This window comes from Rugamonas sp. GW822-FHT03B10 (genome assembly GCF_058801745.1).
In genome coordinates this window covers 584847-604452 of sequence record NZ_JBXANP010000001.1, presented here as the reverse complement: position 1 = coordinate 604452, position 19606 = coordinate 584847, and the positions used below count along the sequence as shown (strand labels likewise).

Below are 19606 nucleotides of genomic sequence, written 5' to 3'. Positions count from 1 at the left end.
ACAATCGAAAAAGTGTGCCCGGAAAATGCACACCGCGAAGTTTTGCCTGCAGTGAAAACGCCCTATAGGCTGCGCCTTTGGTATTGAGTCTTTGTGTCATTTTGCGGAACTCGTTCTTATGTCTTTCCTGTCTACTGCGTCGCCCAAGTTGCCTCCCTGGAAAATCCTGCTGGTGGACGACGAGCCCGATATCCATGACATCACCAAGCTGACCCTGTCGCGCTTCCGGCTCGAAGGCCGCGGCCTGGCCTTCGTGCACGCCTACAGCGGCGCCGAGGCCAAGCAGGTGCTGGCGCGCGAATCCGACATCGCGCTGGTGTTCCTCGACGTGGTGATGGAGCGCGAGGATTCGGGCCTGGAGGTGGCGCGCTGGATGCGCGAGGACCTCGACAACCAGTTCACCCGCATCGTGCTGCGCACCGGCCAGCCGGGCCAGGCGCCCGAGGAGCGCGTGATCGTCAACTACGACATCAACGACTACAAGGAAAAGACCGAGCTCGACCGCACCAAGCTGTTCACCACCACCTTCGCCGCGCTGCGCGCCTACCGCGACATCATGAAGGTGGAGGAGGCGCGCCGCGCCCAGCTCAACTACCGCGAGGGGCTGGAGCGGGTGATCGCGGCCTCGGCCCACATCTTCCAGCAGCGCAACCTCAAGGACTTCGCCAACGGCCTGCTGCAGCAGGTGGTGGCCCTGCTGCGGCTCGAGAACAGCATGCTGCTGCGCCTGCGCGGCGCCACCGCCATCGGCGGCGAACATGAATACGAGATCCTGGCCCAGATCGGCGACGACGACGGCGCCATCCTGAGCCCCGAGGTGCTGGCCCAGCTCGACGAGGCCGAGAGCAACAAGATCTCGCGCGTGCAGGGCGACGTCTACGTCGGCTACTTCCCCAACGCCAGCGGCAAGGCCTCGCTGCTGGTGCTCAAGGGCGTGGAGGAGATCTCCGAGATCGACGCCAAGCTGCTGGAAGTGTTCTGCTCGGGCGTGGCGATCGCGTTCGACAACATCCTGCTCACGCAGGAGATCACCGACACCCAGGCCGAGCTGATCCTGCGCCTGGGCGACGTGGTCGAGTCGCGCTCGAACGAGGCCGGCAACCACGTGCGCCGCATGTCCGAGATCTGCCACCTGCTGGCCACGGCGGCCGGCATGTCGGACGACGAGACGGCCGTGCTGCGCCACGCCGCGCCGATGCACGACATCGGCAAGATCGCCACCCCGGACGCCGTGCTGCTCAAGCCGGGCAAGCTCGACGCGGCCGAATGGGAGATCATGAAGCAGCACCCGGCCGTCGGCCTGTCGATCCTGGACGGCTCGCAGCGCCCCATCCTCAAGGCGGCCGCCGTGATCGCCCACCAGCACCACGAGAAATACGACGGCAGCGGCTACCCGCAGGGCCTGAAGGGCGAGGCCATCCACCTGTACGCGCGCATCGTGGCCGTGGCCGACGTGTTCGACGCCCTCATGCACAAGCGCTGCTACAAGGAGGCGTGGCCGGTGGAGCAGGTGGTGGCCCACCTGCGCGAGGTGGCCGGCCAGCACCTGGACCCGGTCTATGTCGAACTGCTGTGCAAGAACATCGACAAGGCGCTGGCCATCAACGAGCGCTTCCCCGACTAGGGCCGCGCCGGCGCCCGGTTCACACCATGCCGGCGCCCAGCCGGATGGCCGGCGCCGCGCCCAGCTCGTGCATCAGGAAGTGCTTCCATTGGCCGCGTCCGCCGTTGCGCACGTGCAGCGGCCCGAAATAGCGGCGCAGCAGCGCCTCCAGTTCCTCGCGCCCCGTCAAGCCCAGGTCTTGCCACAGGAAACGCTGTCCCAGGCAGGCGGCCGCCAGCGCGCGCGCCAGCCAGTCGGCATGGCACGGGTCGGCGTCGACGCCGCGCTGCGCCATCAGCAGCGCGTGCAGCCGGTGGAATTCGGGCGGCGCGCACGCCAGCAGCGCCGCGTATTTGCGCTCGGGGATGGGCTCGTGATAGTCGAGCGCGGGAAAGCAGCAGCCGGCCATCCGCAGCAGCGACGCTTGCGGCATGCCCAGCGTGCGCACGAACAACGGCAGATCGCCGTCGCGGGCGCTGCGCAGCACGCCGGCCAGCGCGGCCAGCAGCAGCGGCTCCGGCTTCCGCGCGACGGCAGGGGCGGTGGCGGCGGTGGCGGATGCGGCGGCATCGGCGGCATCGGCGGCATCGGCGGCATCGGCAGGGTAGCCGGGCTCGGCAGGATCGACGGTCGGCAACAGCACGGCCGCCACGAAGGGGATGGCTCCCGTCATGGCGCGGCCCGCTGCGCGCTGGCGCGTGAGGTCATGGTGTCTCCTTTATTGTGGTCGCTCCATATACGCGAGCGCGTATCAGAGGCGTTTCACAATCTTAATATACTTGCCACACATTTCGTGCGAATTGTGAAGCTTGCAATTGTGAACACAATCAAATAAACAACACGCCAGCGCCTGCCGCCACCGCCGCGCTATATGCGCGCGCCCATGTCAGGCCGGTTCCGCCTCGGCCAGTTCCGCCGGCCCCTGCTTGCGGCGCGTGCGCGGGAAGCGCAGCTTGTAGTGCAGGCCCATGCCCGGCGCGCTCACCACCTTGACCGTGCCGCCGAGCGGCCCCGTCACCAGGTTGTACAGGATGTGCGCGCCCAGCCCGCTGCCGCCGGAGCCGCGCTTGGTGGTGAAGAACGGGTCGAACAACTGGCTCAGCGTGGTGTTGTCCATGCCGATGCCGTCGTCGCTATAATCGAACAGCACGTGGTCGTCCTCCAGCCTGCCCGTGATGCGGATCTTGCCCTGCTGGCCCTCGCCATAGCCGTGCACCAGCGAGTTGACCACCATGTTGGTGACGATCTGCGACACGGCGCCGGGGAAGCTCTCCATGTGGATGTCGGGCGCGCAGTCGATCTCCACCGCCACCTGCTTGCCCTTGAGCTTGGGCTGCAGCGACAGCAGCACCTCGTCGAGGTATTTGCGCAGGTTGAACGAGCGGATCTCGTCGGACGACTGGTCCACGGCCACCTGCTTGAAGCTGCGCACCAGCGCCGCCGCGCGCTGGGTGTTGGTGGTCATGATGCGCAGCGACTGGTCGACGATGTCGAAGAAGCTGTTCAAACCCTCCTCGTCGAGCGCGCCGGCCGCCAGGTCCTCGCGCGTGAGCTTGAGCTCCTGCACCAGGTGGCTGGTGGCCGTCACGCAGATGCCGAGCGGGGTGTTGATCTCGTGCGCCACGCCGGCCACCAGCCGGCCCAGCGAGGCCAGCTTCTCCTGGCGCACCAGTTCCGACTGCGCCTCCCGCAGGGCCGTCAGGGCCGAATTCAAGGCCGCGTTCTGCTCCTCCAGCGCCTCCTTGGCCTTGCGGATGGCGCGGTCGGCCTGCATGCGGGCGATGGCCACGGCCACGTGGTTGGCCATGAAGGCGAGGATGTCGAGCTCGGCCTGGGTGTAGACGACGGCCGGATCGTAGCTTTGCACGATGATCACGCCGTAGATCTTCTCGCCCAGCAGCATGGGCGCGCCCATCCAGCTGGCGATCTCGACGCTGCCCATCGGCTCCTTCAGTTCGCCGCTGGCCACCAGCGCCGCGTAGCCGGGCCCGTCCAGCAGCACGGCCTGGCGCTGCTGCAGCACGTAGGAACTCATGCCCTGCCCGTAGGCGAAGCGCTTGACGGGCGCCTGCGCATCCTTCTCGTCGACGAAGTACGGGACGGTCATCTCGTGCCGGTCAGGATGGTAGAGCGCCATCAGGAAATTGCGGGCCGGCACCAGCTCGCCGATGATCTCGTGCAGGCGGCGGTTCAGCGTGGCGCCGTCGACCGTGTTGGCCGACAGGTCGGCCAGCTGGTACAGCGCGTGCTGGATGCTCTCGGCGCGGCGCCGCTCGGCCACCTCGTGCGCCAGCAGGGCCGTGCGCTCGCGCACCGCCCGCTCCAGCCGGTCCACGCTCTGCAAGCCTTGCAGCGCGCTCGACACGCTGCCGGCGATCAGTTCGAACAGCGCCTGGTCCTCGGCGCTGAAGGTGTGCTCCTTGTCGTAGCTCTGGATCACGACGGCGCCCAGCGCCGCGTGGTTCTGGTCCAGCAGCGGGCAGCCCATCCAGTGCTCGGCCGTGGTGCCCACGCCCCAGGTGCTGCCGTCGAACGATTTGGAGATGGCCTGTTCGGCCGTCATCACCAGCGGCGTGCCGTGCAGGATCACCCAGGCCGTGGGCGACTGCTCGGGCGAGGCCAGCGGGAACCAGGTGTCGCGGTCGGGCGCGGCGTCGGCCTCGTCGACGAAATAAACGAAGCGCACCATCTTGTCGTCGTCGCCGCCCTGGTCGGTCAGGGCGACGAAGAAATTGGCGGCGTACATGATGCGGCCCAGCGCCGTGTGCACCCCCTCCAGGAATTCCGTGACATTGGTGCAACGGCTAGACAGCCGCCCGATCTCGAGCAGCATGGTTTGCACGGCTTCCAGCCGGGTGAGGCGACTTTCCATCGGTTTTTCCCACGTTTGTAAATGCACACAGGAAATACTAGCAGGTCGCCCGGCGGTTGGGCCAGCAATCTTCGCCGCTCAGGTCACGGCCGGCGGTAGTCGTTGGCGATCCAGGCCTCGGCGCTGGCCACGGTCAGCTTGAAGGTCGGCGCCACGCGCACGCTGGCCAGTTGCTCGCCGTAGCCATCCCACGCGCTCAGGGTGGCGTAGGGATCGTCCTCGTCCGGCACGATGTCGAGGTTGACCTTGAGCTGGCCGGCGTCGGTGCTGACAAACACGCTCTTGTGCAACTGCGCGTGCAATTGCTGCTCGTGGCGGCGCAGCACCTCGTTGGCCGTCTTGACCAAGGTGTTGAAGGCGTTCACGTCCAGCGGCTTGGGGTTCTTCTTGTCGCGGCCCATGGTCCACGGGCCCACCAGCGCCGGTTCCGGCTCGCCGTCCTTGATCATGGCCACGGCCCAGCCCTCGTCCTCCTCGTTCTTGATCACCCGCGCCGTCCAGCCATTGCCTTGCCAGACGCGGGCCTCCTGGACCAGGGCGTCTTCGGGTTCGTGGAAATCGGGGGCGTCGGTGGGCATGGCGGGCGGCTCGCGGCTAAGTACGGGGCCGTCATGATAGTCGAAATCGGCCGTGTCCGCAGCCGCGCGGCCGCGCCGCCGCCCCGCCCGCGCGCGCGTGGGCGCGACAAGCTACCAGGACCAGGCCATGCGGCCTGACCCTGTAACGCCACCTGCGGGGATATCCGGGCTGCTTCAGCCGCGCATGCGCTTGCCCGCGCACGACAGCGCGGGCCGGGCCGGCGGCGTGATCGGCGGGCGCAACGGCGTCACGCGCGGATCGATGGCCGGTTCGGGCATCTGGTAGCTGAAGGGATTGATAATGATCGGTGGTATCGTGGGCGGCGCCGACGGCGGCCCCTTGGGCCCGTTCGAGCATTCCTGTGCGCTACGCTGGCGCTGTGCCCGGTTGCAAATCGAGGATATCGATTGACCCTCGCTGATTTCTAGCCATGCCATGTTGCCCTCCGTACGACTGGTCAGACTTCCAGTATAGGCAGGCATAACATTAGTTCAAGGAAAACGGCCGCCTTGCCGCCCCGCCATCGCCGCGCCTTGACCCCGGTCAAGCGCGGCGGCCGGCGGCCGGGCGCCGACTGTTGAGCGCCGTCCGACGGCCGTCCATCCCGCCAAAGCGACGCTCTGTCGCAAGCCCGTGGCGCCGCGCGCCGCGCCGCCCTACAGTGGCACCATGCCTGACGCGCCCCGCGCCCGGGCCCACCACAACCCGACCAAGAGGACCACCATGAACCTGTCTGCCAAGAAACTGATTCCCGTCGCCGTGCTGGCCCTGCTGGCGGCCGCCATCTGGTACGCGCTCGCCACCGGCGACCTGCACGTGAACGTGGACGGCGACGAGATCGACGGCCCGCTGGGCGCCGTGCTGGCCATGCTGTTCGGCGGCGCCGGCATGATGATCGCCGCCATCGCCATCACCTGCACGGCCGTGTTCGTGAGCCTGCTGTTCGCCAGCCTCGGCGTGTTGCTGGTGGTGGGGCTGGCCATGCTGGCCCTGGTGCTGGTGGCGGCCATCTCGCCGCTGCTGCTGCCGTTGCTGATCCCGGTCGGCCTGTTCTGGTGGTTCTCCGCCCGCAGCCGCAAGCACGCCGCGGTCCATGCCTAGTCGTTCCGGGCGCTCGCCAGGCAACAAACCGGGGTCGGCCCCAAGGGTCGGGCCCTAACGCAGCGCTAACGCCGCCACCGCCGCGCCGGCCACCCTTGTTCAGGCCGCCGCCGGCATGCGCTCGACCCGGTTGCGCCCGCCCCGCTTGGCGCGGTACAGGGCCTGGTCGGCCCGGATCAGCGCCTGGTCGGCCTGGCTGTCGGCCGCGCTGAGGGCGGCGATGCCCACGCTCACCGTCACCGGCAACGGCTGGCCGTTGACCTGCAACGGCGTGTCGGCGATGCGCTGGCGCAGCCGCTCGGCGAAGGTGGTGGCCGCGTCCAGGTCGGCGCCCGGCAGCAGGATGGCGAACTCCTCGCCGCCCACCCGGCCCAGCATGTCGATCTTGCGCTGGCTGTCGCGCATCAGCGACGCCAGGTGGCGCAGCACGGCGTCGCCGGTGGCGTGGCCGTGCTCGTCGTTGACGCGCTTGAACAGATCCAGGTCCAGCATCAGCACGGCCGCGCAGCCGCCCACGTCGCGCTGCAAGCGGGCCTGCTCGGCGTCGAGCTGGCGCATGAATTCGCGCCGGTTCGGCAAGCCGGTCAGGAAGTCCGTCGTGGCCAGCACCAGCAGCTCGTCGTTCATGCGGCGCCGCTCGGTGATGTCGACCGTCGAGACGATGATGAAGTCCAGGCTCAGCGTGTGGCCCGGCATCACCAGCAGGGTCAGCTCGTTCAGGCGCGACTTGCCGTCGAGGCGCTGGAAGCTGCCCTCGCAGGCGAACAGTTGCTGGCCGCCGGCCAGCGCCGCCACGGCCCGCGCGAACGCCGGCATGGCGTCGGCGTCGAACAACTGGGCCAGGCTGAGCGTGGCCAGATCCTTGCCGCCCGGCGCCGCCCCCACCTGGGCCAGCGCGGCGCCGTTGGCGTCGAGGATGCGCACCAGCCCGGCCAGCCGGCGCAGCTCGCCCGGGTGGGCCTGCAGGTAGCGGGCCGGCTCCTCGGCGCCGCGCAGGGCCAGCTCCGACAGCGCCGCCCGCACGGCCGACCAGTCCTGCTCCCACAGGGCCACGGGCGCGTTGTCGTACAGGCTGCGGAAGCGCGCCTCGCCCGCGCGCAGCGCCTGCGCGGCGCGCGCCTGCTCGATGGCGATGCCGGCCAGCCGCGAGGCCTGCTCGATCAGCGCGATGTTGTCCGGGCTCGGGCGGTGCGGCTCGCGGTGGTAGATGGCGAACGTGCCCAGCACCTTGCCGTTGGCGCCGACGATGGGGTCGGACCAGCAGGCGCCGAGCCCGGCGCGCGCGGCCAGCGCCGCGTTGCCGGCCCAGGCCGGGTCGCGGCCGATGTCCTCGACGATCACGCGCTGGCCGGTGCGGGCCGCGCGGCAGCAACTGCCCTCGGCGCTGTGGATCGACATGCCGTGCACGGCCGCGTTGAAGAAGGCCGGCAGGCTGGGCGCGGCCGCCACCAGCAGGTGCTCGCCGGCCTCGTCGAGCAGCAGGATGCTGCACAACATGCCCGGATGGTCGGCCTCCACGCCCAGCACCACGCTCTCGAGGATGGCCGGCAGCGGCGCCCCCGTGGCCAGCAGTTCGAGCACCTGGCGCCGGGTCTGTTCGCGCTGGGCGCTGCGGGTGGCGTCGGTGACGTCGCGGAACGACCACAGGCGCGCCGCCGCGCTGCCCAGCGCGAGGCTGCGCGTGACCTGCTCGATCACGCGCCCGTCGCGCGTGTACAGCAGCGTGCTGTGCGGGCCGCGCCGCTCCCCCGCCTGCGCCCCGGCCGGCGCGCCCGCGTGGCGCAGCGGCGCGTCGCCGACCAGCTGCGAGGCCATGTGGGCCAGCAGCACGGCGCCGTCGGCCTGCCAGTCGGGCTGCTCGGGCAGGTTCCACAGTTCGCGGAAACGGCGGTTGGAATCGAACACGGTGCCGTCCAGGCTGTCGACGAGGATGCCGTCCACGGTCGAGTCGAGGATGCTGCGCAACATGGCCTGGCTGCGCTGGGCCCGCCCGGCCAGTTGCTTGAGCGACGCCTCGCCGTCGCGCAGCTCGCCGGCCAGCCGGTGCGCCTCGGCCAGCGCCAGCTTGGCCTGGCTGCGGCTGCGCGCCAGCAGCCAGGCCAGCCCGGCCAGCAGCACCGACAGCGCCGCGCCGCCCCCGCCCACCAGCGCCGGCCGGCCGACCCCGCCGGCCGTGGCCGGCGCGGCGCCGATGCGCAGCGTCCAGCGGTGGCCGGCCAGCCGCATGCTCTGCACCGTCTGGCGGCCCCACGCCGCGTGGCCGGGCGCGCTGTCGTACATCAGCGCGTCCGGGTCGTGGGCCTCGCCGTCGTAGATCTCCACCTCCAGGCCCAGGCCGCGGCCCCGGTCCAGCCCCGCCATCACCTCGACCATGCGGAACGGCGCGTAGACCCACCCCCGGATGGCGGCGCGGCGCTGGGCCAGCGTGGCGCGCGGCATGTGGCTGTGGTAATCGGGCAACATGATGAGGAAGCCGGACTGGCCGCCGCCGGTGCCGTCCTGCAGCAGGCGGATGCGCCCGCTCATGGCCGGCTGGCCCGAATCGCGCGCCTGCACCAGCGTGGCGCGCCGCACGGGCTCGGACCAGGAATCGAAACCGAAGGCCAGCAGGTTGTTGCCGCTGAACGGCTCCAGGTAGACGACGGGCGCGTACTGTTCGCGTTCGCCGGGCGGGAACAGCGCGTAGTCGGGGAAGCCCTCGCTGCGCACGGCCGCCACGTGGGCCGCGCGCTGGGACCCGGCCACCAGCCGCATGTAGCCGACGCCATGGACGCCGGGCAGGTGCATGCCCAGCCCCTGCCCTTCGAGGAAACGGTGGAACTCGGCGCGGTCCACATAATCGGAACTGGCGAACAGGCCCTGCACGCCGTACAGCACCTGCAGGTAGGCGTCCATGCGCTGGCCGATGCTGTTGACCAGCTCGCGCACGCGGAAATCGAACTCGGTCTGGGCGTCGCGCGCGGCGTCGGCGCGGGCGTCGCGCCACAGGCCGGCCGTCAGCACCAGCCCGCCGGCCAGGATCACGGCGGCCAGCACGGCCGGCCGCAGCAAGGCCTGCAGCAACCGGACCATGGGAGCGCGGGGAGCGGGAGGGGTCATCTGCGATCGTCGCCTAAGGTTGGAAGCGGGAACGGCACGCCGGCAAGGCTGGGCCACGACCGCGGCCGCCACCGTCCGTGCGACGATAGTACGTGAGAGACTGCCGCCATGCAACGCACTTCATGCGTGCTAGCAACAATGGACGCGCCGGCGCCGGCGCGCCGGGCGGCACGGCCGGCCCGGGCGGCCCGGGCGGCCCGGGCAAGCCGCGCGGCCGAGGGGCCGGGCAAGCCGGGCGGCCGCGGGGCCGGGTCAGGCGGCCGGCGCCTCGGTGCCCGCGTACTGGCGGTAGCCGCGCGCGCGCAGCGCGCAGGCCGGGCAGGTGCCGCAGCCGTAACCCCAGTCGTGCAGCGCGCCGCGCTCGCCGAGGTAGCAGGTGTGGGTCTCGTCGCGGATCAGGTCCACCAGCGCCGCGCCGCCCAGTTCGTGCGCCAGCTCCCAGGTCTGGCGCTTGTCGCGCCACATGAGCGGCGTCTCCAGCTTGAAGCGGCTGTCCATGCCCAGGTTGAGCGCCACCTGCAGCGCCTTCATGGTGTCGTCGCGGCAGTCGGGGTAGCCGGAGAAATCGGTCTCGCACATGCCGCCCACCAGCACGCTCAGGCCGCGCCGGTAGGCGACCGTGGCCGCCACCGTCATGAACAGCAGGTTGCGGCCGGGGACGAAGGTGTTGGGCAGGCCGTTGGCCTGGGTCTCGATGGCGATGTCGTGCGTCATGGCCGTCTGCGAGATGGCCGAGATCAGCGACAGGTCGATCATGTGGTCCTCGCCCAGCTTGGCGTCCCAGGCGCTGTTGTGGGCGCGCAGTTTGGCCAGCACGGTCGGGCGCACGGTCAGCTCGACGGCGTGGCGCTGGCCGTAGTCGAAGCCGATGGTTTCCACCCGGGCGTAGTGCTGCAGGGCCCAGGCCAGGCAAGTGGTGGAGTCTTGCCCGCCGCTAAAGAGCACCAGGGCGGTATCGGTAGGTAGCATTGCGGTCTTTCAGTCGGTGTTGCGGTGGTCGAACGCAACATTATAAGTACGCCATCGGTTTAGGCAATCCGGTAACATGCGCATAGCGCACATCCCGATGGAGTCCCATGTTTCCGGCACCACCCGCCCGCACCGAGGCAGGATCACGAATTTTGGCACAACTGGCCGTAAAAGTATCGCTGCTGGCGGTGGCCATGGCGGCCTGCGCCCCGGCCATGGCCGGGGGGCTGCGCTACCGCGTGCGCATCGAGGCGCCGCGCCCGCTCGACACGCTGCTCGAACAGAACCTCGACCTCGAACGTTTCCGCGGCAACGAGCGCATCGACCGCGAGCAGCTGCAGCGCATGGTGCGCGTGGCGCCGGCCCAGATCCGCACGCTGGTGGCCACCGACGGCTACTACTCGCCCGAGGTCAGCGTGCGGCTCGACGAGGCGGCGGCGGAGCCGCAGGTGCTGATCAGCGTGCAGCCGGGCGAGCCGGTGCGCGTGGGCGACGTGGAACTGGAACTGACCGGTTTCGACGCGCCGTCCGGCCAGCCGGCCGACCGCCGCTACGACCGCGACGCGCTGCTGGCCAGCTGGGGCCTGCCGCGCGGCGCCGTGTTCCGCCAGGCCGACTGGGAACAGGCCAAGCGCGCCCTGCTGCGCCAGGTGGTGCAGACCCGCTACCCGCGCGCCCGGCTGACCGACAGCCAGGCCACCGTCGATCCCGACACCCACCTGGCGCTGCTGCGCGTGGTGCTCGACAGCGGCCCCGAGCTGCATTTCGGCGAGCTGCGCATCGAAGGCCTGAAGCGCTATCCGCCATCCATCGTGGCCAACCTGAACCAGATCAAGCCCGGCGACGACTACAGCGAGGCGGCGCTGCAGGCGTTCCAGGGCCGGCTGCAGGACACCGGCTACTTCGCCACCGTGGAGGTGAGCGCCGACACGAGCGCCGTGATCGGCGAGCAGCTCGAAGCGGGCGAGGCGGCCCAGGCCAAGGTCCATGCGCCGGCGGCGGCGGAGGCGCCGCCGATGCCGGCGCTGCCGCTGCTGGTGCGGGTGACGGAGAACAAGCGCAAGAACGTCAGCGCCGGTATCGGTTACAGCACCAACACCGGCAACCGCACCTCGCTCACGTACGACGACCTGTCCATCTTCGGCCTGCGCATGAAGAGCGCGCTGACGCTGGAGACGAAAAAGCAGAGCGCGCACAGCGACTTCTACTACCCCGTCACGGCCCAGGGCTACCGCGACAGCATCGGCGCCTCGTTCGAACGCAGCGACATCTCGGGCGAGGTCACCAGCGTGGCGGCCGTCTCGGGCAAGCGCGCGTGGGGCACGCCGCTGCTCGAACGCAGCCTGACGCTGGAGTTCCTCAGCGAGACCAAGACCATCGCCAACGTCGAGACGGGCAGCAGCAAAAGCCTGCCGCTCACCTACGGCTCCACCTGGCGCCACCTGGACAGCCTGCTGTTCCCCACCAAGGGTTACGTGATCAACGCCCAGCTGGGCGGCGCGCTGCTGCCGATCCTGACCGACCAGGCCTTCGTGCGCGGCTACGCGCGCGCCGTGCTGTACCACCCGCTGGGTGCCTACAACAACGTGATCCTGCGGGCCGAGGGCGGCGCGCTGGCCTCGCGTGAAAAACAGGGCGTGCCGGCCGTCTACCTGTTCCGCGCCGGCGGCGACCAGTCCGTGCGCGGCTACGCCTACCAGCAGCTCGGCATCCAGGAAGGCACGGCCATCACGGGCGGGCGCTACCTGGGCACGGGCAGCGTCGAATTCCAGCATTGGTTCAAGCCGACGTGGGGCGCCGCCGTGTTCTACGATGCCGGCAGCGCGGCCGACACGCTCAAGGATCTGCATCCGAAGTCCGGCTACGGCGTGGGCGGACGGTGGAAAAGCCCGGTCGGCCCCATCAACGTCGATCTCGCCTACGGCCACGCGGTGCGAAAATACCGGCTGCACTTCTCACTGGGATTCACGTTCTGATGTCCGACACCGACCACACGCCCGCCACCACCGACGGCGGCACCCCGCCCTCCCCGCCGCCGACGCCGCCGCGCCGGCGCCGCTGGCTGCGCCGCACCCTGATCGGGGTGGGCGCGGTGGGCGTGGTGCTGGGCGGCGCCGTCTGGCTGCTGGGCCGCGAAAGCACCCTGCAGCAGCTGATGCGCCGCATCGCCGCCGCCAGCGGCGGCCAGATCGAAGTGCAGGGCGTGAGCGGCTCGCTGTACCACCGCATGCACATCGCGCGGCTGGTGCACCGCAGCCCCGGCACCGTGATCACGATCGACGGCATCGACATCACCTGGTCGCCGCTGCAGTTCTTCTCCGAGGGCGTGGCCATCAGCGCGCTGCAGGCGAACGCGCTGACCGTCAACAGCACCGGGCCGTCCACGCCGCCCGTGCTGCCGGCCTCGCTGGCCGCGCCGTTCCGGCTGAACATCGCCGACGCGCGCCTGGGCCAACTCACCCTGCTCGATCACGGCAGCCGCACGCAAGTGCGCCAGCTCCGCTTCCGCCTCAGCGGCGACGGCAGCGGCTGGCGGCTGGAGGACGGCGACGCCCTGACCGACATCGGCCGTGTGCAGGCGCAGCTCACGGTGGGCGCCCAACGCCCGTTCGCCGTCGACGCCAAGGCCAGCCTGACCCAGACCGAGGGCGCCCCGCCCCACCCCGCCCAACTGCGCATGCGCGCCCATGGCGACCTGACGCAGCTGCGGCTGGACGCCGACGGCACGGCCGGCACGGCCAGCGGCACGGCCACGCTGGCGCTGGCGCCGTTCGACCCCGTGATCCTGCACGGGATCGACCTGAAGGCCAGCGGCATCGACCCCTCCGGCTACCGCGCCGCCTGGCCGCACGCGCGGCTGGCCGTGCAACTGGCGGCCCGCGTCGACGGCAAGCAAGCGCTGGCGGGCCAACTGGCGCTGCGCAATGAAGGCCAACCGGGTCCGCTGGACCAGCAACGGCTGCCGCTGCAAGGCGCCACCGCAAAGCTGGGCGGCACGCTGACGGCGGCCACCATCGACGCCATCGCCATCGACCTGGGCGCGGCCGGCCGCTTCACGGGCGCAGCCACGATCAACGCCGCGCGCGGCGGTCCACAGGCCGGCGTGGACAAGGCCAGACTCGCGCTGCGCGCCGAGCACCTCAATCTGCAGCGCGTGGTCGGCAACCTGCACGCCACCAATATCGGCGGCGACGTGACCATGGACAGCGACGGCAAACAGCAAACGCTGCGCGCCGCGCTGGGCCAGGACGGGCTGCGGCTGGACCTGCAGGCGACGCTGGCCGACGAGCTGCTGCAACTGCGCCAGGCGCGCCTGCAACTGGGCAAAGGCAGCGTAAACGCCACCGCCCAGGCCAGCCTGCGCGACGCGCAAGCGTTCAAGGCCGCCATCAGCGCCGAACACTTCGACCCGGCCGCCTTCGGCAACTACCCGGCGGCCGACCTGAACGCCGACGTCAACGCCAGCGGCCACCTGTCGCCCGCGTGGCAGGTGGCGGCCGACTTCACGCTCAAGCCGGGCAAGCTGCTGGGCCAGCCCGTCTCGGGCGCCGGCAAGCTGACGGCCGACGCCCAGCGCATCAGCGGCGTGGAGGCGCGCCTGGCGCTGGGCCAGAACACGGCCGAACTGCGCGGCGGCCTGGGCACGCCGGACCAGCAACTGGACTGGAGGATCGACGCGCGCGACCTGGGCACGGCCGGCGGCAAACTGCTGGGCGCCCTGGCCGCCAGCGGCACGGCGCGCGGCACGCTGGCCGCCCCGCGCACCAGCTTCGACGCCACGCTGCGCGGCCTGGGCGTGGCGGCCGCGCGCCACCCGGTGCCCGACAGCGTGCTGCACGCCAGCGGCGAGGCGTGGCTGGCCGGCCCGGCGGGCCAGCTGGAACTGAAGGCGAGCGGCAGCGCGCAACGCCTGAACCCGGCCGCCTTCGGCAGCTACCCGGCCGGCGCCGTCAACGCCGATTTCAGCGGCAACGCGGCGCTGGGCGCCGACTGGCGCGCCGCTCTCGATCTCAAGCTGCAGCCATCGACGCTGTCGGGCAGCGCGCTGTCGGGCTACGCGAAGCTGGCCGCCGATCCGCGCCACATCGGCAACGCCGACATCGCGCTGCAACTGGGGCCCAACAGCGCGCAGGCGCGCGGCGCGTTCGGCAGCCCGCGCGACCGGCTCGACTGGACACTCGACGCGCCGCAACTGGCCAGCGCCGGGCCGCAATTCAGCGGCGCGCTGCACGCGGCGGGCACGCTGTCGGGCAGCGCCGAGCGGCCCGCGCTGACGCTGACCGTGGACGGCGCCAACCTGCGCGCGCCCGGACAGCAGCAGATCAAATCGCTGCGCGGCAGCGCCAGCCTTGGCGCCAGTCCGGCCACCAGCGCAGAAGCCAGCACCAACGCAAACGCGGGCGCGGGCACGGCATCGGCCAGCGCAGGCGGCAGAACGACCAAGCCGGCGGACAACCCCGTCACGCGCATGCTGGCCGGCGTGCGCGCGCTCGCCGGTGCGCGCGCGAACGACAGCGGCGACGACCCCGTGGTGGCCGACATCGCCATCGCCGGCTACGACTCGCCCGCGCTCACGCTGGACCGCGCCCGCGTGCAGGCGAGCGGCACGCGCGCGGCCCACGTGCTGCAACTGAGCGGCGGCAACCGCGACTTCGACGCGGCCGTGCGCCTCAAGGGCGGCTGGCGCGGCGACGCGTGGACGGGCGCCATCGACACGCTGCAGAACCGGGGCCGCTACGCGCTCACGCTGCAAGCGCCGGCGCCGCTGCGGCTGGCCGCGCCGGCCGGCGGCGGCGTGGCCGGCCTGCTGCACCCCGAGCAGATCGCGCTCGGCCCCGCGACGGTGGCGCTGCCGGCCGGTTCCATCCGCATCGACAGCCTGGAGAAGAACGGCCCGCAGTGGCGCAGCAAAGGCCAGGCGGCCGGGGTGCCCGTCAACTACCTGGCCCAGTTGTCCGACGCCTGGCGCGACAACATCCGGAGCGACATGACGGTGGGCGCGGCCTGGTCGCTGGCCGTGCAGGCCGCCCCGCCCGGCGGCGCGCCGGCCGTGGACGGCATGCTGCACCTGTACCGCGAACAGGGCGACCTGACCGTCACGGGCGCGGACGTGCCGCTGCCGCTCGGCCTCAAACAACTGGACGCGCGCGTGGACGCGGCGGCCGGCGCGCTGCGGCTGCAACTGGCGCTCGACGGCAGCCGCGCCGGCCAGGCCCGGCTCGACGCCAGCGCCCAGCTGATCGACGGCAAGCTGACCGACGCCAGCGCGCTGAGCGTGAACGGCAGCGCCAACATGGGATCGCTGGCCTGGCTGGCGCCGCTGGCCGGCCAGCCCGGACTGGAGCTGGACGGCACCCTCAGGCTGGCCATGTCCGGCGCCGGCACCTGGGGCGCGCCGCAGCTGAACGGCGACATCAACGGCGACAAACTGGTGCTGAACTGGGCCGAGCAAGGCGTCCGCCTGCGCAACGGCCAACTGCAGGCGCGCCTGACGGGCGACCAGTTGCTGCTGCAGAAACTGACATTCGACGGCACCGAAGGCCACGCCCAGGCCGAAGGCGCGATCCGCTTCGCCGGCGCCGAAGCGAGCATGCAGCTCAAGCTGACGGCCGACCAGCTCGAAGTGCTGGCCCGGCCCGACCGCACACTCGTCATCAGCGGCCAGAGCACGCTGGTGCGCGACAGCAAACGCTTCCAGCTCGACGGCAAATTCCGCGCCGACCGCGCCAACATCGAACTGGCCAGCCAGGACACGCCGACCATGAGCAGCGACGTGGTGATCCTCGGCCGGGGGGCGGCGCCGGTCAGGGACAGCAAGGCGCTGCCGCTCAGCGTGGACGTCGAGGCCGACCTGGGCGACGCCTTCACGCTCAAAGGCAAGGGCCTGGACGCGCAGCTGGCCGGCGCCGTGCGGATCCGCGTGGCCGACCGCCGGCCGCCGCGCGTGACGGGCGGCATCCGCGTGGTGAGCGGCACCTACGCGGCCTACGGGCAAAAGCTGGCGATCGAAAAAGGCGTGATCAACTTCACGGGCGCGTACGACAATCCGGGCCTGAACATCCTGGCCGTGCGCAAGCGCCCCGAAGGCGAAGCGCTCAACGAGAACAACGTGGAAGCGGGGGTGGAGGTGCGCGGCACGGCGCTGGCGCCGGTGGCCAAGCTGGTGTCCACGCCGGCCGTTTCCGACAGCGACAAGCTGGCCTGGCTGGTGCTCGGCCACGGCATCGACAGCACGGCCGGCAACGACATGGCCCTGCTCAGCACAGCGGCCGGCGCCCTGTTCGGCGGCGGCCAGGGCCGGCTGGCCAACTCGCTGGGCGTGGACGAACTGGGCGTGAGCCAGGCCAAGGGACTGGAGACGACGGTGGTCACGGTGGGCAAGCGGCTGTCATCGCGCGCCTACCTCAGTTTCGAGCAGGGCGCCAGTTCCGCCACCAGCCTGGTCAAGCTGCGCTACAAGCTCAATCCGCGCATCACGCTGCAATTCCAGACCGGCACCAACAACGCGCTCGACGTGCTCTACACCTGGACCTTCGATTAAACAAAAACCGGGGTCAGGTCATGCCGTCTGGCATCGCCACGATGGCTGGGCGGCCGGATTGTGGTCGGGCACCGGGTCGTCCTGCGGCACCGGGTGCGGCTGGTGCGGCGGCGGCTCCGGCACGGGGTCGTCGACCGGGGCCGGGTCTGGCGCGCGGTGGGCGTGGATGGCGGCACTGTGCATGATTTCCCTCCGGGGTGGCTGGCGATGTGCTTCCATTCTACGCCGCCGCGGCCCGCGCCCCGTCCGATCTGCGCACAATTTGATCCGGCCGCCGCTGCCGGCCGATCCTGGCCGACGCCGACTATCCCCCTGCGCCTCACTCGGCGTGCTTGACGTACCTGTCGAGCCAGCGGTGCGTCTCGTACAGCATGTGCAGGATCGATTCGCGCGCGCGGTAGGCGTGCGCCTCGTTGGGCAGCATCACCAGCCGCGCCGTGCCGCCCAGCCCCTTGATGGCCTGGAACATGCGCTCGCTCTGCATGGGGAAGGTGCCGGGGTTGCTGTCCTGCTCGCCGTGGATCAGCAGCATGGCGTCCTTGATCCTGTCCGCGTGGTTGAACGGCGACATGGCCTGGTAGACGGCCGCCGCCTGCCAGAACGGCCGCTCCTCGGACTGGAAGCCGAACGGCGTGAGCGTGCGGTTGTAGGCGCCGCTGCGGGCGATGCCGGCCCGGAACAGGCGCGTGTGGGCCAGCAGGTTGGCCGTCATGAAGGCGCCGTACGAATGGCCGCCGACGGCGATGCGGCGGCGGTCGGCCACGCCGCGCCGCACCACCTCGTCCACGGCCGCCTCGGCGTCGGCCACCAGCTGGGCCAGATAGCTGTCGTTCGGTTCCGCGTCGCCGCTGCCGATGATGGGGAACGAGGGATTGTCCAGCACCGCGTAGCCGACGGCCAGGAAGGCGGCCGGCCCCCAGTAGCTGACGGCGTTGAAGCGGTACGGCGACCCCGTGGTCTGGCTGGCCGCGCTGGCCGATTTGAACTCGTGCGGATAGGCCCACATCAGCATCGGCAGCGGGCCGTCGCGGGCCGCGTCGTAAGCGGGCGGCAGCATCAGCGTGGCCGTCAGCTCCACGCCGTCGTTGCGGCGGTAGCGGATCTGCTCCTTTTGCACGTCCTTCAGCTCGGGCGTGGGATGGGGGAAGCTGGTCAGCGCCCGCAGCTGGTGTTCCGGCGGCAGGCGCAGGTCGCGCACGTAGTAGTTGGGCCGCTCGGTCGGCGATTCGCGCGTCGTCAGCAGCAGCGTGCCCTCCTCGTTCAGCACGGCCGCCACGTTCTCGTAATACGGGGCGGTGCTCTGGAACAGCCGCTCCTTCCTGCGCGTGGTCAGGCTCAGGCGGTCGATGAACGGGCGATCGCCTTCCGGCGTGGCGCCCGCGCCATCGAGCAAAATCGTGGTCTCCGGTCCGATCACGAGGCGCGGGAAGCCGCTGGTGTCGGCCCGCGTCACCGGTGAGCCGGGGCTGTTGTAGCGGTCCTCGTACGAGCCTTCGTAGATCAGCTCCGGCGCCAGCGCCGGATGGTCGGGCGCGATCATCCAGCGGCGCACGGCGCGCGTCTTGTGCCAGTGCTCGTTGAGCAGGGCCACGTCGCCGCGACCCCAGGCGATGCCGCCGTAGCGCATGGCCAGCCGCGCCAGCACCTGCGGCGCGCCATGGAACGGCGCCGCGTGCAGGTACAGCACGTCGCGGTGCTCGACGTGGCGCGCCGGGTCGCCGCCATCCTGGGCCTCGGCCCACATCAGCGTGGCCGGCGCGTCGGCCCGCCACGACACGTGGCGCACGCCGGCCGACACCGCATCGTTCCCCGGCGGCAGGCCCTCCTCCAGCGGCAGCATGGCCACCGTGTGCAGCAGTTTGGCCTGCATGTCGCGCACTTCGATCCGCTCGCCGAAACCGGACACGGGCACCAGGTAGGAATACGGCCGCATGATGCTGTGGGTGAGCAGGTACTGGCCGCCCGGCGCCACCGACACGCGCGAGAACAGGTCCGGTTCGCCCAGCGGGCGCACGGTGCCCTGCAGGTCGGTGTGGGCCAGTTGCACGGTGACGTAATGTTCGAACAGGCGCGCGTCGTCCTCGCTGCGCAACAGATCCTGGTAGGTGCGCAACTGGCGCACGGCGCCCTCGGCGTCGCTGTCGAGCTGCACGGGGCCGGACGGCACGGGATCGACGACGGGCGGCTTGCCCATGCCGGCCGGCCGCAGTTGCAGCAGCAGGCCGCTGCTGTCGGGCAGCCACGAGAAGCCCCGGCTCAGCACGGCCGACAGCGGCTGGCTCACCAGCCGGCGCGCGCGGCGCGCGGCGATGTCGATCAGCCACAGCTGCACCTCGCCGCGCTCGCCCTTGTAGGCCACGTGGCTGAAGGCCAGGTGGCGCTGGTCGGGCGCCCAGCTCAGGTCCGACACGCGCAGCGCGCGCGGCAAGCCACGGATGCGGCTCTCCTTGCCGCTGGCGATGTCGAGCAGGGTCAGGTCGGCGCCGTAGGCGAAGCGGCTGGCGGCGCAGGTGCGCGGGTTGATGCGCAGGCCGGCCAGCTTCAATTCCGGCTGCGCCACCTCCTCGATGCCGGGCAGCGGCGGCGTCTGCACCATGGCGGCCAGGTCGCGGCGCGGGCTCAGGCTCAGGGCCGGCGCGCGCGGCGCGTCGACGATGGCCTGCAACGCCGGCGCCGGCAACTGGTAGCGGCCATCCTGCGGGCCGCTGTTGGGCGAGGCGGCCATCAGGCCTATTCCGGGCGGCAAGGGAGGAATCAGTGTACTCATGTGGGTGGCGGTCCCTGTCTGTGCGGCGGTCGCCCCATATTGCTGATACGCCCGGCGAAAGTCAATGCGCCACCG

At 71.1% G+C, this 19606-nt stretch carries 12 protein-coding genes; 4 read left to right on the top strand and 8 right to left on the bottom strand.

Annotated features, from left to right (window positions below):
* The first annotated feature begins 118 nt into the window (after window positions 1–118).
* Complete coding sequence (locus tag AC1RQG_RS02755; protein ID WP_493128042.1) at window positions 119–1624, top strand: HD domain-containing phosphohydrolase; 1506 nt, start codon at window positions 119–121, stop codon at window positions 1622–1624.
* Between the two features lie 19 nt (window positions 1625–1643).
* On the opposite strand, the gene AC1RQG_RS02750 is transcribed toward AC1RQG_RS02755, so the two are convergent.
* The 4 genes from AC1RQG_RS02750 to AC1RQG_RS02735 form a co-directional block, all read right to left on the bottom strand.
* Window positions 1644–2276, bottom strand: a complete 633-nt coding sequence (locus tag AC1RQG_RS02750; RefSeq protein WP_493128041.1) for a nitrogen fixation protein NifQ — start codon at window positions 2274–2276, stop codon at window positions 1644–1646.
* 213 nt (window positions 2277–2489) lie between these two features.
* Complete coding sequence (locus AC1RQG_RS02745) at window positions 2490–4475, bottom strand: GAF domain-containing sensor histidine kinase (RefSeq protein ID WP_493128039.1); 1986 nt, start codon at window positions 4473–4475, stop codon at window positions 2490–2492.
* An 83-nt stretch (window positions 4476–4558) separates the two neighbouring features.
* Window positions 4559–5053, bottom strand: coding sequence for a hypothetical protein (locus AC1RQG_RS02740; protein ID WP_493128037.1), 495 nt, complete (start codon window positions 5051–5053; stop codon window positions 4559–4561).
* A gap of 174 nt (window positions 5054–5227) precedes the next feature.
* Entirely contained in the window at window positions 5228–5491 is a 264-nt protein-coding gene (locus AC1RQG_RS02735) for a hypothetical protein (protein ID WP_493128035.1), read from the bottom strand.
* Between the two features lie 286 nt (window positions 5492–5777).
* On the opposite strand from AC1RQG_RS02735, the gene AC1RQG_RS02730 reads away from it, so the two are divergent.
* Window positions 5778–6155 carry a hypothetical protein gene (locus AC1RQG_RS02730; protein WP_493128033.1) on the top strand — a complete coding sequence of 126 codons (378 nt, stop codon included), beginning with the start codon at window positions 5778–5780 and terminating at the stop codon, window positions 6153–6155.
* Window positions 6156–6254: 99 nt separating this feature from the next.
* Here the strand turns inward: AC1RQG_RS02730 and AC1RQG_RS02725 are convergent, their stop codons facing one another.
* Together AC1RQG_RS02725 and queC are read right to left on the bottom strand one after the other, a co-directional pair.
* Window positions 6255–9227, bottom strand: coding sequence for a CHASE domain-containing protein (locus tag AC1RQG_RS02725; RefSeq protein WP_493128031.1), 2973 nt, complete (start codon window positions 9225–9227; stop codon window positions 6255–6257).
* A gap of 279 nt (window positions 9228–9506) precedes the next feature.
* Window positions 9507–10223 (bottom strand): 7-cyano-7-deazaguanine synthase QueC, encoded by a 717-nt coding sequence (gene queC / locus AC1RQG_RS02720; RefSeq protein WP_493128029.1) that lies wholly within the window; start codon window positions 10221–10223, stop codon window positions 9507–9509.
* Between the two features lie 152 nt (window positions 10224–10375).
* On the opposite strand from queC, the gene AC1RQG_RS02715 reads away from it, so the two are divergent.
* Together AC1RQG_RS02715 and AC1RQG_RS02710 are read left to right on the top strand one after the other, a co-directional pair.
* Complete coding sequence (locus AC1RQG_RS02715; protein WP_493128027.1) at window positions 10376–12199, top strand: autotransporter assembly complex protein TamA; 1824 nt, start codon at window positions 10376–10378, stop codon at window positions 12197–12199.
* A complete protein-coding gene (locus AC1RQG_RS02710) occupies window positions 12199–16764 on the top strand; it encodes a translocation/assembly module TamB domain-containing protein (protein WP_493128025.1) in 4566 nt (1521 codons plus the stop codon). Before AC1RQG_RS02715 ends, AC1RQG_RS02710 begins: the two co-directional genes overlap by 1 nt.
* Window positions 16765–16782: 18 nt before the next feature.
* On the opposite strand, the gene AC1RQG_RS02705 is transcribed toward AC1RQG_RS02710, so the two are convergent.
* Window positions 16783–16947, bottom strand: coding sequence for a hypothetical protein (locus AC1RQG_RS02705; protein ID WP_493128023.1), 165 nt, complete (start codon window positions 16945–16947; stop codon window positions 16783–16785).
* 136 nt (window positions 16948–17083) lie between these two features.
* A complete protein-coding gene (locus AC1RQG_RS02700; RefSeq protein ID WP_493128021.1) occupies window positions 17084–19531 on the bottom strand; it encodes a S9 family peptidase in 2448 nt (815 codons plus the stop codon).
* Between the last annotated feature and the right edge of the window lie 75 nt (window positions 19532–19606).

Coding starts and splice junctions, on each gene's coding strand:
- AC1RQG_RS02730 (WP_493128033.1), top strand. CDS start 5,778: ATGAACCTGTCTGCCAAGAAACTGATTCCCGTCGCCGTGCTGGCCCTG.
- AC1RQG_RS02710 (WP_493128025.1), top strand. CDS start 12,199: ATGTCCGACACCGACCACACGCCCGCCACCACCGACGGCGGCACCCCG.
- AC1RQG_RS02750 (WP_493128041.1), bottom strand. CDS start 2,276: ATGACGGGAGCCATCCCCTTCGTGGCGGCCGTGCTGTTGCCGACCGTC.
- AC1RQG_RS02705 (WP_493128023.1), bottom strand. CDS start 16,947: ATGCACAGTGCCGCCATCCACGCCCACCGCGCGCCAGACCCGGCCCCG.
- AC1RQG_RS02735 (WP_493128035.1), bottom strand. CDS start 5,491: ATGGCATGGCTAGAAATCAGCGAGGGTCAATCGATATCCTCGATTTGC.
- AC1RQG_RS02745 (WP_493128039.1), bottom strand. CDS start 4,475: ATGGAAAGTCGCCTCACCCGGCTGGAAGCCGTGCAAACCATGCTGCTC.
- queC (WP_493128029.1), bottom strand. CDS start 10,223: ATGCTACCTACCGATACCGCCCTGGTGCTCTTTAGCGGCGGGCAAGAC.
- AC1RQG_RS02740 (WP_493128037.1), bottom strand. CDS start 5,053: ATGCCCACCGACGCCCCCGATTTCCACGAACCCGAAGACGCCCTGGTC.
- AC1RQG_RS02700 (WP_493128021.1), bottom strand. CDS start 19,531: ATGAGTACACTGATTCCTCCCTTGCCGCCCGGAATAGGCCTGATGGCC.
- AC1RQG_RS02725 (WP_493128031.1), bottom strand. CDS start 9,227: ATGGTCCGGTTGCTGCAGGCCTTGCTGCGGCCGGCCGTGCTGGCCGCC.
- AC1RQG_RS02755 (WP_493128042.1), top strand. CDS start 119: ATGTCTTTCCTGTCTACTGCGTCGCCCAAGTTGCCTCCCTGGAAAATC.